Origin of the sequence: Pseudomonas sp. (genome assembly GCF_030683065.1) — a bacterium.
GTDB lineage: Bacteria > Pseudomonadota > Gammaproteobacteria > Pseudomonadales > Pseudomonadaceae > Aquipseudomonas.
Genome location: NZ_JAUXMX010000029.1, coordinates 184077 through 198917, shown reverse-complemented (window position 1 = coordinate 198917; position 14841 = coordinate 184077). Strand labels below are relative to the sequence as shown.

16 protein-coding genes are annotated in these 14841 nt (G+C 59.4%); 6 read left to right on the top strand and 10 right to left on the bottom strand.

Going from position 1 to position 14841, the window contains the following annotated elements; translation table 11 throughout:
• Nucleotides 1–244: 244 nt before the first annotated feature.
• Nucleotides 245–2260 (bottom strand): excinuclease ABC subunit UvrB, encoded by a 2016-nt coding sequence (gene uvrB, locus Q8K09_RS07825; protein WP_305254396.1) that lies wholly within the window; start codon nt 2258–2260, stop codon nt 245–247.
• A gap of 174 nt (nt 2261–2434) precedes the next feature.
• On the opposite strand from uvrB, the gene Q8K09_RS07820 reads away from it, so the two are divergent.
• Nucleotides 2435–3631, top strand: a complete 1197-nt coding sequence (locus Q8K09_RS07820) for an amino acid aminotransferase (RefSeq protein ID WP_305254395.1) — start codon at nt 2435–2437, stop codon at nt 3629–3631.
• 303 nt (nt 3632–3934) lie between these two features.
• Here Q8K09_RS07820 and Q8K09_RS07815 read toward each other — a convergent pair whose 3' ends face one another.
• Nucleotides 3935–4258, bottom strand: coding sequence for a helix-hairpin-helix domain-containing protein (locus Q8K09_RS07815; RefSeq protein ID WP_305254411.1), 324 nt, complete (start codon nt 4256–4258; stop codon nt 3935–3937).
• Between the two features lie 251 nt (nt 4259–4509).
• On the opposite strand from Q8K09_RS07815, the gene Q8K09_RS07810 reads away from it, so the two are divergent.
• From Q8K09_RS07810 to Q8K09_RS07790, 5 genes are all read left to right on the top strand, one after another.
• The gene (locus Q8K09_RS07810) at nt 4510–4734 is read left to right on the top strand and encodes a DUF2061 domain-containing protein (RefSeq protein WP_305254394.1); all 225 of its coding nucleotides are present in this window, start codon (nt 4510–4512) and stop codon (nt 4732–4734) included.
• A gap of 117 nt (nt 4735–4851) precedes the next feature.
• Nucleotides 4852–5340, top strand: a complete 489-nt coding sequence (locus tag Q8K09_RS07805) for a GNAT family N-acetyltransferase (protein ID WP_305254393.1) — start codon at nt 4852–4854, stop codon at nt 5338–5340.
• Nucleotides 5341–5416: 76 nt separating this feature from the next.
• Nucleotides 5417–6715, top strand: coding sequence for a serine/threonine protein kinase (locus Q8K09_RS07800; RefSeq protein ID WP_305254392.1), 1299 nt, complete (start codon nt 5417–5419; stop codon nt 6713–6715).
• 16 nt (nt 6716–6731) lie between these two features.
• On the top strand, nt 6732–7484 hold the full coding sequence (locus Q8K09_RS07795; protein ID WP_305254410.1) for a VacJ family lipoprotein: 753 nt from the start codon (nt 6732–6734) through the stop codon (nt 7482–7484).
• Nucleotides 7485–7763: 279 nt separating this feature from the next.
• Nucleotides 7764–8618: a pirin family protein gene (locus Q8K09_RS07790; protein ID WP_305254391.1), complete on the top strand. Its 855-nt coding sequence runs from the start codon at nt 7764–7766 to the stop codon at nt 8616–8618.
• 252 nt (nt 8619–8870) lie between these two features.
• Here Q8K09_RS07790 and Q8K09_RS07785 read toward each other — a convergent pair whose 3' ends face one another.
• From Q8K09_RS07785 to Q8K09_RS07750, 8 genes are read right to left on the bottom strand one after another with little or no spacing between them, the layout of a single operon-like run.
• The gene (locus tag Q8K09_RS07785) at nt 8871–9194 is read right to left on the bottom strand and encodes a hypothetical protein (RefSeq protein ID WP_305254390.1); all 324 of its coding nucleotides are present in this window, start codon (nt 9192–9194) and stop codon (nt 8871–8873) included.
• Nucleotides 9191–10396 carry a c-type cytochrome biogenesis protein CcmI gene (gene ccmI / locus Q8K09_RS07780; RefSeq protein WP_305254389.1) on the bottom strand — a complete coding sequence of 402 codons (1206 nt, stop codon included), beginning with the start codon at nt 10394–10396 and terminating at the stop codon, nt 9191–9193. Before ccmI ends, Q8K09_RS07785 begins: the two co-directional genes overlap by 4 nt.
• Nucleotides 10396–10890: a cytochrome c-type biogenesis protein gene (locus Q8K09_RS07775; RefSeq protein WP_305254388.1), complete on the bottom strand. Its 495-nt coding sequence runs from the start codon at nt 10888–10890 to the stop codon at nt 10396–10398. Before Q8K09_RS07775 ends, ccmI begins: the two co-directional genes overlap by 1 nt.
• Entirely contained in the window at nt 10887–11423 is a 537-nt protein-coding gene (locus Q8K09_RS07770) for a DsbE family thiol:disulfide interchange protein (protein WP_305254387.1), read from the bottom strand. Before Q8K09_RS07770 ends, Q8K09_RS07775 begins: the two co-directional genes overlap by 4 nt.
• Nucleotides 11420–13393, bottom strand: coding sequence for a heme lyase CcmF/NrfE family subunit (locus Q8K09_RS07765; protein WP_305254386.1), 1974 nt, complete (start codon nt 13391–13393; stop codon nt 11420–11422). The genes Q8K09_RS07770 and Q8K09_RS07765 overlap by 4 nt, the downstream gene beginning before the upstream one ends.
• The gene (ccmE, locus tag Q8K09_RS07760) at nt 13390–13857 is read right to left on the bottom strand and encodes a cytochrome c maturation protein CcmE (protein WP_305254385.1); all 468 of its coding nucleotides are present in this window, start codon (nt 13855–13857) and stop codon (nt 13390–13392) included. Before ccmE ends, Q8K09_RS07765 begins: the two co-directional genes overlap by 4 nt.
• Nucleotides 13854–14030: a heme exporter protein CcmD gene (gene ccmD / locus Q8K09_RS07755; RefSeq protein ID WP_305254384.1), complete on the bottom strand. Its 177-nt coding sequence runs from the start codon at nt 14028–14030 to the stop codon at nt 13854–13856. The genes ccmE and ccmD overlap by 4 nt, the downstream gene beginning before the upstream one ends.
• Nucleotides 14027–14785, bottom strand: coding sequence for a heme ABC transporter permease (locus Q8K09_RS07750; RefSeq protein ID WP_305254409.1), 759 nt, complete (start codon nt 14783–14785; stop codon nt 14027–14029). The genes ccmD and Q8K09_RS07750 overlap by 4 nt, the downstream gene beginning before the upstream one ends.
• Nucleotides 14786–14841 lie beyond the last annotated feature (56 nt).

Here is a 14841-nt window from a genome sequence, read left to right as displayed (position 1 = left end):
CCTGGAACACCTGCTTTGCCAAATCGACACCAATTCGCTTAAATTTCATGGTGACTCCTCCCTTCGTGACTTTTGTTTTGACAACTCTAGTCTGGCGCATAGACGCCGTAGGAGGGGGGAGTCCATTTCATTGGGCTACAGCTGAGTCGCGCCTATTCGCGCCTGTGGGAGTGGCTTTAGTCGCGACTGGGCGGGCGATTGTGGCGGCCGAAGCCCGCCCAACCGCAAAGCCAGTCGCCTGCAATCACACCTGCAACAGGCGCTCGCGCAACTTGTGGATCTCATCTCGCAGCTGTCCCGCAGCCTCGAATTCCAGATCCCGCGCCAGCTGGTACATTTTCTCCTCCAGTTGACGAATACGCTTGCTGATCTCGCTGGGCGAACGCAGCTCGTTCTCGTAACGCGCAATATCTTCCGCTGCCTGAGCCATGCCTTTGCGTTTTCTGCTACGCGAGCCCGGAACAGTAGCGCCTTCGAGGATGTCTTGAACGTCCTTGATCACGCCTCTCGGTATGATGCCGTTGGCCTCGTTGAAGGCGATTTGCCTGTTGCGGCGCCGATCGGTTTCGCCGATTGCCCGCTCCATCGAGCCGGTCATGCGGTCTGCATAAAGAATCGCACGACCGTTGAGGTTACGCGCGGCGCGACCGATGGTCTGGATCAGCGAGCGCTCGCTGCGCAGAAAGCCTTCCTTGTCCGCATCGAGAATCGCCACCAGCGACACTTCCGGCATGTCCAAGCCTTCGCGCAGCAGGTTGATACCCACCAGCACATCGAATGCACCGATGCGTAAATCGCGAATGATCTCGACCCGCTCCACCGTGTCGATATCCGAGTGCAGGTAACGCACCTTGGCGCCATGGTCGGCCAGGTAGTCGGTCAAATCCTCGGCCATGCGCTTGGTCAGCGTGGTGACCAGCACCCTCTCCCCCACCGCCACGCGCTTGTGGATTTCCGAGAGCAGATCATCGACCTGGGTCAGCGCCGGACGCACCTCGATCTGCGGGTCAACCAAGCCGGTCGGCCGCACCACCTGCTCGATTACTCGGCCGGCATGCTCTGCCTCGTAGTTGCCGGGCGTAGCCGAGACAAAGATGGTCTGCGGGCTGGCCGCCTCCCACTCCTCGAAACGCATCGGCCGGTTATCCAGCGCCGAGGGTAGGCGAAAACCGTACTCGACCAGGGTTTCCTTGCGCGAGCGGTCACCCTTGTACATGGCCCCGACCTGCGGCACCGAGACGTGGGATTCGTCGATCACCAGCAGCGCTTCATCCGGCAGGTAATCGTAGAGGGTCGGTGGCGGCTGGCCCGGGCCGCGCCCGGAGAGGTAGCGTGAGTAGTTTTCGATGCCGTTGCAGTAACCCAGCTCCAGGATCATCTCCAGGTCGAAACGCGTGCGCTGCTCCAGCCGCTGGGCCTCAACCAGTTTATTGGTGCTGCGCAGGTAGTCCAGACGCTCGGCCAGTTCAACCTTGATCTTCTCCACCGCCTCCAGCAGCACTTCACGCGGGGTGACGTAGTGGCTCTTGGGGTAGAAAGTAAAACGCTGCAACTTGCGGATCACCTCGCCAGTCAACGGATCGAACGCTGACAGGCTCTCCACCTCGTCATCAAACAATTCGATGCGCACAGCTTCCATCTCCGACTCGGCGGGAAACACATCGATCACGTCGCCGCGCACCCGGAAGCTGGCGCGGGCAAAATCCATGTCGTTGCGCGTGTACTGCAAATCGGCCAGGCGGCGCAGCAACTCACGCTGATCCATCTTGTCGCCGCGATCGACGTGCAGGACCATTTTCAAGTAGGACTCGGGACTACCCAGGCCATAAATGCAGGAAACCGTAGTGACAATGATTGCATCCGAGCGCTCCAGCAACGCCTTGGTCGCGGACAGGCGCATCTGCTCGATGTGATCGTTGATCGAGGCGTCCTTCTCGATAAAGGTGTCGGACGACGGCACATAGGCTTCAGGCTGGTAGTAGTCGTAATAAGAAACGAAGTACTCCACCGCGTTGTTCGGGAAGAAGCTCTTGAACTCGCCGTATAGCTGCGCGGCCAACGTCTTGTTCGGCGCCAGAATCAAGGTCGGTCGCTGGATCTGCGCGATCACATTGGCGATGCTGAAGGTCTTGCCAGAGCCCGTCACGCCGAGCAGGGTCTGGTGCGCCAAGCCCGCCTCCAGGCCTTCCACCATTTGCCGAATGGCCTCCGGCTGATCGCCGGCAGGCTGGAAACGGGTGACCAGTTGGAACTTGGACATGACTAACCTCGACGAACGACTGTGACGCGATCTGAAAGCCTACGTCAAAACAGGTGAAATGCGTGTACTCGCTGTCGCGACTCACGTTATGGGTCGCTATACTACCGGCCCACTTACGCAACCCCTAGCAGGGCGTTGTAGACATCCCCCCTCTTCTTCAGAGCTGCCGCATCCATGAGTCTGTTCTCTGCCGTCGAAATGGCTCCGCGCGACCCCATCCTGGGCCTCAACGAAGCATTCAACGCCGATACCCGCGCCACTAAGGTCAACCTCGGCGTTGGCGTGTACACCAATGAAGATGGGCGCATTCCGCTGTTGCGGGCTGTGGCAGAAGCCGAAAATGCGCTGACTGCCACCCACGCCCCACGCGGCTATTTGCCGATCGAGGGTATCGCTGCTTACGATCAGGCCGTGCAGACCCTGTTGTTCGGCGCCGACTCGGCCCTCATGAAGGAAGGCCGGGTAATTACCGCTCAAGCCCTGGGCGGCACCGGCGCACTGAAAATCGGCGCAGACTTCCTCAAACGCTTGCTCCCGGATGCAGCTGTCGCCATCAGCGACCCGAGCTGGGAAAACCATCGCGCCCTGTTCGAGGCAGCGGGCTTCCCCGTACGCAACTACCGTTACTACGACGCCTTCAGCAATGGGGTGAATCGTGGCGGCCTGCTCGAAGACCTGCAAAACCTGCCCGCCCGTTCGATCGTGGTACTGCACGCTTGCTGCCACAATCCGACCGGTGTCGACCTGGGCATGGACGACTGGCAGGCCATCCTTGAGGTTCTTCGCGAGCGCGAACACGTGCCCTTCCTCGACATCGCCTACCAGGGCTTTGGCGACGGTATCGAAGAAGACGCCGCTGCAGTGCGCCTGTTCGCCGAATCCGGCCTGACCTTCTTTGTCTCAAGTTCTTTTTCCAAGTCGTTCTCGCTGTATGGGGAACGCGTGGGCGCGCTGTCCATCGTCACTGGCTCGCGAGATGAAACCGGCCGAGTACTCTCGCAACTCAAACGAGTTATTCGTACCAACTACTCGAACCCGCCAACCCACGGCGCCAGCGTTGTCGCAGCGGTGCTCAATAACCCGGAACTGCGGGCCATGTGGGAAGCCGAACTGGGTGAAATGCGCGAGCGTATTCGCGCCATGCGCATCGCCATGGTCGATCAATTGAGCGCCCTGGGCGCGAAGCGCGACTTCAGTTTCGTCGCTCAACAACGCGGTATGTTCTCCTACTCGGGCCTCACCCCCGAACAAGTGGAACGTTTGAGAAGCGAGTTCGGCATCTACGCTGTCGGTACCGGGCGCATCTGCGTTGCGGCACTCAACCAGCGCAATTTGCCGGTCGTGACACAGGCTATCGCGCAGGTTCTCTGAAGCGGCCAGGGGAAGTCCGATAAACCTAACTTCCCCCTTTTAGGCCATGCCCCAGTGGGTTGTTGCAAGGGCTAACAGGCCAAAAAACAGGACCTGAGAAAGCCCAACGAGTATGCCAATACACGTTGGGTTTCGCTGTACTCAACCTACGCGGCCCGCGCCAACCTGCACGCGGACGACTGCACTTCACTTGGTTCGCCGTGGCCAGCGTACGACGGGCAATTTGTCCGCAAGCGTGCGCTCGTGCCTGGCGCACACGCAAAAAGGCCGGTCAGTGACCGGCCTGTTTTTTCTGCGGCTGGGTTAATTGATGCTTAACTTATCTCGGTTTTTCGCCAGGATAGACTCGCCGATACCCTTGACCTCAAGCAACTCGTCGACCGATGCGAATGCGCCATGGGCTTCGCGGTACGCCACTATCGCCTTGGCCTTGGTCTCGCCAATACCGCTCAGCTCACGCTCCAGCATCGAAACATCAGCCGTGTTGAGATTTATTTTACCAACCTCAGCCACTTGCACGACCGCAGGCTTCGCGGGTGCAGTATTGGTGGTTTCGGCGGCAGAGATACTGAGAGTAGTGGCGGTCAGAACAGCACACAGCAGGGATGAGAGATAGCGCTTATGCATATTGAAACTCCATTTCAAAAAGCTCAAGTGAACGGTGAGCAGCGCGGGGTCTTCCATGCGCCGCGAACTTCAAATTAGCTGCCCGTATCGCCTTGTCAAATTTATCGACGCATTTTGTTGACGTTTCTTTGTGACTCCAGCCAATTGATTATTAAATACTATCGATAAGATAAGCACGGAACATTTTATCAATCGGCAGCTAGCCACTAACATAAGAACCAAGCAGTAATAATTCTTGTTAGAGGCCAGCCATGCTCAAGACCATAACGTTCACCCTCATGCACTTCTGCATAGCCTTTGCGGTGACCTATGCACTGACTGGCAGTGTCGCGGCCAGCGGCCTGGTGGCAGCCATCGAGCCGCTGTGCAACTCGGTCGGCTTCTACTTTCACGAAAAAATCTGGCAGCGCCTGGAGAACCGCTCGAACCCCGCACCCGAGCTGCCGAAACATGCCTGGTTACACCACCAGGCATGAACGCCCAAGTGTCGGCATTTGCCATTACCTACTATTTGCAATGGCGGCCTACCCTGCCCTTGCAAGTATCCTCAGCCACACTGCATGCTCGGTCGCTTAGCAACTCAAGGAGCGACCATGCCTCGTTTACACATACGCAGCGCCCAACGTGGCGATGTTGCGCTGATTCTCGGTTTCATTCGTGAACTGGCCGAGTACGAGAAACTCAGCGACCAAGTAGTCGCCGACCCCGCACAAATGACCGAACACCTGTTCGGGGCGCGCCCCTTTGCCGAGGTATTGATCGGCGAAGTAGACGGTGAGGCTGCAGGGTTTGCCTTGTTCTTTCATAATTACTCGACCTTTCTTGGTAAACCCGGCATCCACCTCGAGGATCTCTATGTACGCCCCAGCGCCCGCGGGACTGGACTGGGTACCGCCTTACTCAGCACATTGGCAACCCTGGCTGTAGAGCGTGGCTGCGGGCGCCTGGAATGGTCGGTACTTGACTGGAACGAACCGGCCATCGGTTTCTATCAACGCCTAGGGGCTGCCCCGCTCGATGGCTGGACAATGTATCGCCTCACCGGCCCGGCGCTACACGAGCTGAGTCAAAAGACAACTTGATGGGCACTTTGTGACGACTCGACGGTCTTACCTCTTCAATTTGAGCAACCCACTCTCTTTTAAAGGGATTTAACCCATGCCGCTTGTATATCGCCTCGCTGCCCTGCTGTGCGGCATAACCCTCGGTGGGCCGCTGTTGGCGGCCGACATCGACGCACAAAGCTATGGCTACCCGCTGACCAATCCGTTCGAAGCGACCATCGCCACCACGCCACCTGAACTGCGGCCACAGCTGCCAGCGGATGCGGACATTGACCAGCGAGACTACCGGGTCAGCCTGCGCCCCGAGCGCGAGTTCGAATTACCCGATAATTTTTGGCCGGTGACCAAAATGGGCTATCGCCTGGCCAGGCAGAAAGGCGAGGCGCCGCTGATCTTCATCATCGCAGGCACGGGCATGCCGTATTCCGGCAGCACAGTGGAATACCTGAAAAAGCTGTTCTACGGCGCCGGTTACCATGTGGTGCAACTGTCCTCACCGACCAGCTATGACTTCATGAGCGCTGCCTCGCGCTTCGCCACTCCAGGTCTTACCGGGGAAGATGCCGACGATCTCTACCGTGCAATGCAAGCCGTACGCGCCCAACACCCAAGACTGAAAGTCAGCGCCTACCACCTGACCGGCTACAGCCTGGGCGCGCTGCAAGCGGCTTTCGTCAGCCAGCTCGATGAAACTCGCCGCAGCTTCAACTTCAAACGCGTGCTGCTGCTCAATCCGCCGGTCAATCTCTACACCTCGACCAGCAACCTCGACCGCCTGGTGCAAACCCACGTCGAAGGCATAAACAGCAGCACCACCTTCTACGAAACCGTACTGGCCAAGCTGACCCGCTATTTCCAGGAAAAGGGCTACGTCGACCTCAACGATGCCATGCTCTTCGACTTCCAGCGCTCCAAGGAGCAGCTGTCCGACGAGCAGATGGCCATGCTGATTGGTACGGCATTTCGCTTCTCCGCCGCCGACATTGCCTTCACCTCCGACTTGATCAACCGGCGCGGCCTGATCACTCCCGCACGCTTTCCCATCAGCGACAGCACAAGCCTGACGCCGTTCTTCAAGCGTGCCCTGCAATGCGATTTCGATTGCTACATCACCGAACAGCTGATTCCGATGTGGCGGGCTCGCCATGATGGCGGCAGCATTACTCAGATGGTCAACCAGATCAGTCTCTATGCCGTCGAGGACTACCTGAAAGAGTCCAGCAAGATCGCTGTAATGCACAACGCCGACGACCTCATTCTTGGCCCAGGCGACCTTGGCTTTCTACGCCGCACCCTGGGTGATCGCCTGACCGTCTACCCGTTCGGCGGGCATTGCGGCAACCTCAACTACCGCGTCAATAGCGATGCCATGCTGGAGTTCTTCCGTGGTTAAGCCTCTTGCGACAACATTGCTACTGACCCTGCTGCTGTCCAGCGGCCTGACTCAAGCCGAGCATCACGCCGATGCAGATGGCTTCACGCAACCGCTGCAAAACCTGCAGTTCAATCCTGGCCTGGATCAGCGCGAGTTCGAGCGTTCGACCTTGGGCGCCCTGAATGTCTACGACCCCCTGGAGTCCTGGAACCGGCGGGTTTATCACTTCAACTACCGCTTCGATCAGTGGGTGTTTCTGCCAATAGTCGATGGTTATCGCTATGTCACCCCAACAGTTGTGCAGCGTGGGGTGAGTAACTTCTTCAGCAACCTCGGCGACGTACCCAACCTGTTCAACAGCTTGCTGCAATTCAAAGCCAAGCGCTCGATGGAAACCACTGCACGCCTGCTACTCAATACCACCATCGGCGTGGCCGGGCTGTGGGACCCGGCAAGCCGCATGGGCCTGCCGAAACAACGCGAAGACTTCGGCCAGACTCTGGGATTCTATGGCGCACCGGCCGGCCCTTACCTGATGTTACCGGTGCTCGGCCCCTCCAACCTGCGCGACACTGGCGGGCTGGTGATGGATTTCAGTGCCAAGAGCCAGGTCAACTGGCTAAACGTTGCCGAGGCCAGCAAAGGCCATCCGGAAATATTTCTGCTCGAGACGGTCGACCAACGCTCTACGGTCAATTTCCGTTATGGCCAGCTCAACTCGCCGTTCGAGTATGAAAAAATTCGCTACTTCTACAGCGAGTCGCGCAAGCTGCTGATTGCCGAATAAGCCAGCCTGGCAAAGCATAGGGCTGCACTAGGCGCTGAACCTGGTGCAGCCCAAAGGCGCTGAAAACGCGAGATAGCGCTCGATATATGCACCGCGCAGGGATGGCCAAGCCACCCTCCTACGGGTCAAAGACTCCGAATAAATCGGCAAGAAACACTCTATCTTTTCTTGCCTGGCGCCTAAAGCATCTAATAAATTGATTGTTATGGTGTGGTTTTAGCAACCATCAATCTTATTTACAGGCATAGGATGGCTGTATTCAAACTGAGGAGATGACTCATGAGCCTACTGCGCAGCGTACTCGCCATCCAACCCGGCAAACCCGCGACCGACGGTGCCGGTGTGCGCCTGAATCGAGTAATTGGTGGCCGCGGGATCGAGCGCTTCGACCCCTTCCTGATGCTTGATGAGTTTGGCTCGGACAATCCAGACGACTATATCGCCGGGTTCCCGCCGCACCCGCACCGCGGTTTCGAGACCATCACCTACATGCTCGAAGGCCGCATGCGTCATGAAGACCACCTGGGCAATGTCGGCCTGCTGCAAAGCGGCGACGTGCAGTGGATGACCGCTGCCCGCGGGATTATCCATAGCGAGATGCCCGAGCAGGAGCAAGGGGTTATGCGCGGCTTCCAGCTGTGGCTCAACCTGCCGGCCAAGGACAAACTCGGCGATCCTGCTTACCAGGACATTGCTGCCAACAAGATCCCGCGTCTAAGCACATCCGCCGGCGTCGAGGTGGTGGTGATCGCCGGCCTGTTCGACGACGGTGAGGTGCAGCAAAGCGGCGCCGTACAACGCCCACACACCGACCCACAGTTGTTTGACCTGCGCCTGCCAGCCGGCAGTCTGATCGTTCCACGCCTACCCGGCGGCTATCGCGCCGTGTTGTATGTCTACGAAGGGGTGCTTGAGTTACCAGGCGCCAGTGCACAGGAAGTGCCAGCAGGACACTTGGTGCGCCTGTCCGATAGTGGCGAACTTCAGCTGAGCAGCCGCAACGGCGCCAAACTGCTGCTGATTGCCGGCAAGCCTTTGGGCGAGCCGATCGTGCAGTACGGGCCATTCGTGATGAATACCCAAGAAGAGATCGAGCAGGCGCTGCGCGACTTCCATGATGGCGTGCTGGCCTGATCGCCGGGCAAGACCGTAGGCCCTGTGTTTATCTGCAAGGCCTGCGATCTGGTAGATCCCATATGCAAGGTCTGCGGCATCGTAGGGTAGATGACGCTCTATCCATCCACCCATAGCGATGGGGGATGAAACAGGCCTCAGCTACGCGCCCCTAAGCCGCTCTCGTAGCCCGGGTGCAATCCGGGGAATCTCCCGGCCCTGGATTATCGCTGGGCTGAAGCAGATCATTGCCCAGCCCGCTCTTCGGCAGCGTTACTGCGCGTAGCGCCGGTACAAGCCCGGTGGCACGCCACTGCTATCGGTCGACTGCCACGGCCCTTGGGGATTGGTCGCCCAACTCCAGCCGCTGCTCCAGCGGTAGTAGGTGCGCTCGCGGTAATACAGATCCCGCGCGGCCCCCACCACATAAACGCTCAGGCCCGCATCCCAGTGGCTTTCCACCCCTGGCGGCGGCGCATAGCGCGGGTGGGACTTGCTCACCACCGGCACTTGGCCGGTCGGCGCCGTGCCCTGCACCGCGCAGCCAGCCAGACTCAATGAGCCGATGGCCAGGCCAATCGCCAACCATCGGCTCATTGCGCCTGGCCGTCCGCCGTGTCGATAGTCAGGTGTTGCGCCTCGGTAGTGCTGCTGGACAACGGCTGGCTACGGCCAATCCATTCGCCGGCAGTCGCATTGCCGCTGCGCGAAATACGCGCCACTAACTGCACCTCAGCAAACCCGGAGATTTTCAGTTGCGGCATCATCGCGTCGCTGTCGGACAAGCTGACCTCAACCGGCAGATCGGCCACGGTCAGGCGCTTGACGGCCAGCGGCATCGGCGGACCGGACGCAGCACGGGCGAAGACAAACACGCTATCACTAGGCTCTACCTGGTCTTTCAGCGCTGGCGCCAGGTCGACCATAACGGTCAACTGCGCGGCTGCTGCGACCGCTGGGGTCTCTGCCGTCGGCGCACCCAGGCGCTCACGAGCACGGTCAATCCCCCCTTGGATAGCTTGCCGTGAAGGATCCTGCTCAGGTAATACAGCTACAAGTCGCTCCCAGAAGCCTATAGCGTCCTCGAAACGTTCTTCTTCATAAGCCGCTATGCCGAGTAGGCCGAGGCTGGTCACTTCCGCCGGATCGGCTTTCAGCGCTTCATCGGTGAGTGCCTGGAGTCGCTCGGTCCATTGTTTGTCGCCAGCGAAGTACAGGGCCTGCGCCCACTGGCCGAGCAACTCTGGCTCGCGCCCGCCGATCTCCACCACGCGCCCGAAGGCTATGGCTGCATCAGCAGCACGCTCCTGAGCCATGTAAGTACGGCCCAGGAAATACCAGCCTTCGGCGGACTGTGGGTCAGCTTTCACTGACGCTTCCAGGCGCGCAGTCATCCCCTCGATAGTCTGCGGCTGCCCGGCAAAGTTTCGCGCGCGCTCAACATCGTCGATCGCCCCCCAGTACAGGTACAGGCCACAACCCAGCAATGGCACCAATAAAGCGCAAATCAGCGGCACCTTGCTGCCGAGCACCCCAACGCGGGCTTTGCTCTCGGCACCATCAGTGTCGGCCAACAGTTCGCGGGCAGCTTCATCACGGCCGTTTTGCAATTGCTCAGTACTGAGAGCGCCAGCCTCTCGCTGGGTCTCCAGTTCTTGCAGGCGCTCCTGATAAAGAGTGACATTCAATGCGGTACGGTCTTCTTCGGTCTGGGCTTTACGGCCACGCAGTACCGGAATCAGCAGAAAACCCAGGGCAGCCAGCAACAGCAGGCCAGCGGATAGCCAGAATTCAATCATCAGTCTTTCTTATCCTGAGGCGTTTGATCGGTAGGCCTTGGGCTGAGCAAAGCAGCCAGGCGTTGCTGCTCATCGGCAGAGAGGTGGTGCGCTGCGGACTTTTTACCCCGACGCCGCAGAACCACCACGCCGAGCATTACAAAGCCAGCCACCAGCAAACTGGCCGGGCCGTACCAGAGCAACAGGGTACGCGCGGTGACAGGTGGCTTGTAGAGCACAAAGTCGCCGTAACGCGACACAAGAAAATCGATGATCTGCGCGTTGCTCTGACCCTCTTCCAGCATGCGATAAACTTCGGCACGCAGGTCCATGGCAATCGGTGCATCCGAGTCGGCAATGTTCTGGTTCTGGCACTTGGGGCAGCGCAGCTCCTCAACCAGACCGCGATAACGCTGACGATCCGCCTCGTCGGTGAATTCGTAGGTATCGATGGCAGCCTGAGCACCCAGCGACAGGGTCAGACCCAACAGGCCTGCCGTCAGCAATCGTTTCATCGGCCAGCCTCGTCCATCAGTTCACGGTACAGCGGCGCCAACTGCTGGCGCCAGACGGTCTCGTCGATGGCGCCGACATACTTGTGGCGGATGGTGCCGTTCTTGTCGATGAGGAAGGTCTCCGGCGCACCGTAAACCCCGAGATTGATACCCAGGCTGCCCTTTGGGTCTTCAACGTTGAAACGGTACGGGTTGCCCAACTCGATGAGCCAGCGGCGCGCGGCGTCGCCGTTGTCCTTGTAGTTGATCCCATAGACTGCCACACCCTGCTCGGCCAGGAAGTTGAGCATCTCGTGCTCGGCGCGGCAGGTCGGGCACCACGTCGCCCACACGTTGACCAACGCCGGCCCCTCGAAATCGGCGGTGCCAAGGGTGCGCGACGGCTCCTCCAGGGATGGCAGGGCAAACTCTGGCAGCGGCTTGCCGATCATCGTCGAGCCGATGTCGCGCGAGTCGAGATACAGGCCCTTATAGAGGAAGCCGGCCAGTACCAGGAAGGCGGCCAACGGCAGCAACAGGATCAAGCGCTTCATGCTTGCGCCCCCTTCATGCCCATGGCTTCACGCACGCGGGTGGTAACTTTCATCCGGTAGCGTTTATCGGACGCCGAGAGGAAGCCGCCCAGGCCCATCAACAAGGCGCCTAGCCAAATCCAGCGCACAAACGGCTTGATGTGAACGCGTACAGCCCAGGCACCATCTTCCAGCGGTTCACCCAGCGCGACGAACAGGTCGCGAGTAATCCCGGCGTCAATCCCGGCCTCGGTCATCACCGACTGCTGCACGGTGTACAGACGCTTCTCTGGATACAACACGGCGATCTGCTTGCCATCTTCAAGAATGCGCACGGTGCCTTTGTCCGAGGTGAAGTTCGGACCTTCGAAGTGCTCTGCACCTTCAAAGATAAACTGGTAGCCGCCCATCTCTACCGAGTCACCCGGCGCCATGCGCATATCGCGCTCGAAGCTGCCCATGCTGGTCAGGATGACCCCGAGGGCGCACACAGCAATGCCGAGGTGAGCCACCTGCATACCCCAATAGCTGCGGGTCAGGCTTGGCAAGCCTTTAAGCAGGCCCTTGTGGCGAGTCTTGTCATAAATGTCGCGCACGCCGGCCAACACCACCCAACTGGCTAGCAGGCATACACCCAGCACTGCCCAGCTAAAGTCGCCGTGCAGTATGGTCGCCAGCACAGCCAGGACCACGCTACCGATCAGCACCGGAGCCAGCATACCCAGCAGCCAGCGCAACGGCGTGTCCTTCCAGCGCACCAGCACGCCGATCGCCATCATTGCCATCAGCAGGCCCATCAGCGGCACGAACAACGCGTTGAAGTACGGAGGGCCAACCGACAGCTTGGCCCCGGTCATGGCATCTAGCACCAGCGGATAGAGGGTGCCGAGCAGAATCATTGCCGCCGCCACCACCAGGATCAGGTTATTCACAAACAACAGGGTCTCGCGCGACCACAGGGCAAAACCAACCTGGCTTTTGACCACTGGCGCACGAATGGCGAAGAGCGTCAGCGAACCACCGACCACCAGCAACAGGAAGGCCAGAATAAACACACCGCGCTCAGGGTCGGTGGCAAACGCATGCACCGACGTCAGCACGCCGGAGCGAACCAGAAAAGTGCCCAGCAGGCTCAGGGAGAAAGCGGCAATCGCCAGCAACACCGTCCAACTCTTGAACACACCGCGCTTTTCAGTCACGGCCAGGGAGTGGATCAGCGCGGTACCGACCAGCCAGGGCATGAAGGAGGCGTTCTCCACCGGGTCCCAGAACCACCAGCCGCCCCAGCCAAGCTCGTAATAGGCCCACCAGGAGCCCAGAGCGATGCCGATGCCCAGGAAGGCCCAGGCGACGATGGTCCAAGGCCGCGACCAGCGCGCCCAAGCGGCATCCAGCTTGCCGCCGAGCAAAGCGGCGATGGCGAAAGAAAAGGCTACCGAGAAACCGACATAACCCATGTAGAGCATCGGCGGGTGCACGATCAGACCGAAATCCTGCAGCAGTGGATTGAGGTCGCGGCCGTCCAGTGGCGTGTTCAGCAGCAGGCGCTCGAACGGGTTGGAGGTGACAATAAGGAACAACAGAAAGCCGATACTGATCATGCCCATCACCCCGAGTACGCGGGCGAGCATCTCTTCGGGTAACTGGCGGGAGAAGATCGAAACGGCGAAGGTCCAACCGGCCAGGATCAACGCCCAGAGCAACAGCGAGCCTTCATGGGCGCCCCACACTGCGCTGAACTTGTAGTACCAGGGCAGCGCACTGTTGGAGTTGTTGGCCACATAGGCGACGGAAAAATCATCGACCATGAAGGCATAGGTCAGGCAGATAAACGCGACCATCAGGAACGCAAACTGGCCCCAGGCAGCAGGCACAGCCAAGCTCATCCACTGCCGATCGCCGCGCCAGGCGCCAATCATCGGCAGACTGGCCTGGACCAAAGTCAGGCACAGCGCCAGAATCATCGCCAGGTGGCCGAGTTCGGGAATCATTGACCGTACCCCTGTGTGGCCGCGTCATGTTTTTGCTTCATCGCACTTTGCTCCAATGCCTGCATGACTTCCGGCGGCATATAATTTTCATCGTGCTTGGCCAGCACTTGGTCGGCGATCAACACGCCATCGGCATTGACCTTGCCCATGGCCACAATGCCCTGACCTTCGCGAAACAAGTCCGGCAGGATACCGCTGTAACGAATGGTCACGTTTGCTGCACCGTCGGTCACCACGAAGTCGGTATCCAGGGTGTCGCTGGAGCGCTTGACCGAGCCCTCTTCCACCAGTCCGCCAGCGCGAATGCGCGTGTCTTGCGGCGCTTCGCCGTTGGCGATCTGGGTCGGGGAATAGAACAGATTGATATTCTGTTGCAGCGCACTCAGCGCCAAGCTCACGGCGATAGCTACACCCGTGAGGATCGCCATGATGATCAACAGGCGCTTCTTGCGAACAGGGTTCATTGCGACTCCTCCCGGCGCAAACGACGCGCCTCGTCTTGCAGATAACGGCGGCGTGCCAGCAGCGGCAGCACGACATTCAGTGCCAACACCCCCAGGCTGATGCCAAAGGACGACCAAACGTAAACACCATGAGTACCCATGGCGAGAAACTCGGCAAACGAGGTAAAACTCATAGGCTTTTCTCCACTTGAGCGTTGACCTCAGCCTTGGCCCAACTGCTGCGCGCCTCGCGCTTGAGTACCTCAAGGCGCATGCGCAGCAGCAGTACGGCACCGAAGAAACAGTAGAAGCCAAGCACCATGATCAGCAGTGGCAACCACATTTCCGCCGGCATCGCGGGCTTCTCGATCACGCTAAAGGTGGCCGGTTGGTGCAGGGTGTTCCACCACTCCACCGAGTACTTGATGATCGGAATATTGATCACCCCGACGATGGCCAGCACCGCGCAGGCCTTGGCCGCGCTGTCGCGGTTGCTGATGGCCTGACCGAGGGCGATCACGCCGAAATACAGGAACAGCAGGATAAGCATCGAGGTCAGGCGCGCATCCCAGACCCAGTACGTACCCCAGGTCGGCTTGCCCCAGATGGCGCCAGTCACCAGCGCGATCACCGTCATCCAGGCGCCAATCGGAGCGGCCTGTTGCAAGGCGACATCGGCGAGTTTCATTTTCCACACCAAGCCAACTACGCCGGCTATCGCCAACATGACATACACCGACTGGGCCAGAAACGCTGCAGGCACGTGGATGTAAATAATGCGGAAGCTGTTGCCCTGCTGGTAGTCCGGCGGCGCAAACGCCAGGCTCCAGACCAGCCCGACCGTCAGTAACAATGCGGCAGCAGCGCTCAACCAGGGCAGCAAACGACCGCTGATCTGGTAAAACCATTTGGGCGAGCCCAGCTTGTGAAACCACGTCCAATTCATCAGATTACTCATCATTCTCCGAGGTATGACCGCACTGGGCCGTCCTCGTTAGCACGGTT

What these genes read in the sequence shown, in the direction of transcription:
- Q8K09_RS07770 (WP_305254387.1), bottom strand. Translation starts at nt 11,423, where the DNA reads ATGAAGCGCTTGATCCTGTTGCTGCCGTTGGCCGCCTTCCTGGTACTG.
- Q8K09_RS07785 (WP_305254390.1), bottom strand. Translation starts at nt 9,194, where the DNA reads ATGAGCCGATGGTTGGCGATTGGCCTGGCCATCGGCTCATTGAGTCTG.
- Q8K09_RS07805 (WP_305254393.1), top strand. Translation starts at nt 4,852, where the DNA reads ATGCCTCGTTTACACATACGCAGCGCCCAACGTGGCGATGTTGCGCTG.
- Q8K09_RS07765 (WP_305254386.1), bottom strand. Translation starts at nt 13,393, where the DNA reads ATGATTCCCGAACTCGGCCACCTGGCGATGATTCTGGCGCTGTGCCTG.
- ccmD (WP_305254384.1), bottom strand. Translation starts at nt 14,030, where the DNA reads ATGAGTTTTACCTCGTTTGCCGAGTTTCTCGCCATGGGTACTCATGGT.
- Q8K09_RS07820 (WP_305254395.1), top strand. Translation starts at nt 2,435, where the DNA reads ATGAGTCTGTTCTCTGCCGTCGAAATGGCTCCGCGCGACCCCATCCTG.
- ccmI (WP_305254389.1), bottom strand. Translation starts at nt 10,396, where the DNA reads ATGATTGAATTCTGGCTATCCGCTGGCCTGCTGTTGCTGGCTGCCCTG.
- Q8K09_RS07775 (WP_305254388.1), bottom strand. Translation starts at nt 10,890, where the DNA reads ATGAAACGATTGCTGACGGCAGGCCTGTTGGGTCTGACCCTGTCGCTG.
- ccmE (WP_305254385.1), bottom strand. Translation starts at nt 13,857, where the DNA reads ATGAACCCTGTTCGCAAGAAGCGCCTGTTGATCATCATGGCGATCCTC.
- Q8K09_RS07800 (WP_305254392.1), top strand. Translation starts at nt 5,417, where the DNA reads ATGCCGCTTGTATATCGCCTCGCTGCCCTGCTGTGCGGCATAACCCTC.
- Q8K09_RS07815 (WP_305254411.1), bottom strand. Translation starts at nt 4,258, where the DNA reads ATGCATAAGCGCTATCTCTCATCCCTGCTGTGTGCTGTTCTGACCGCC.
- uvrB (WP_305254396.1), bottom strand. Translation starts at nt 2,260, where the DNA reads ATGTCCAAGTTCCAACTGGTCACCCGTTTCCAGCCTGCCGGCGATCAG.
- Q8K09_RS07810 (WP_305254394.1), top strand. Translation starts at nt 4,510, where the DNA reads ATGCTCAAGACCATAACGTTCACCCTCATGCACTTCTGCATAGCCTTT.
- Q8K09_RS07790 (WP_305254391.1), top strand. Translation starts at nt 7,764, where the DNA reads ATGAGCCTACTGCGCAGCGTACTCGCCATCCAACCCGGCAAACCCGCG.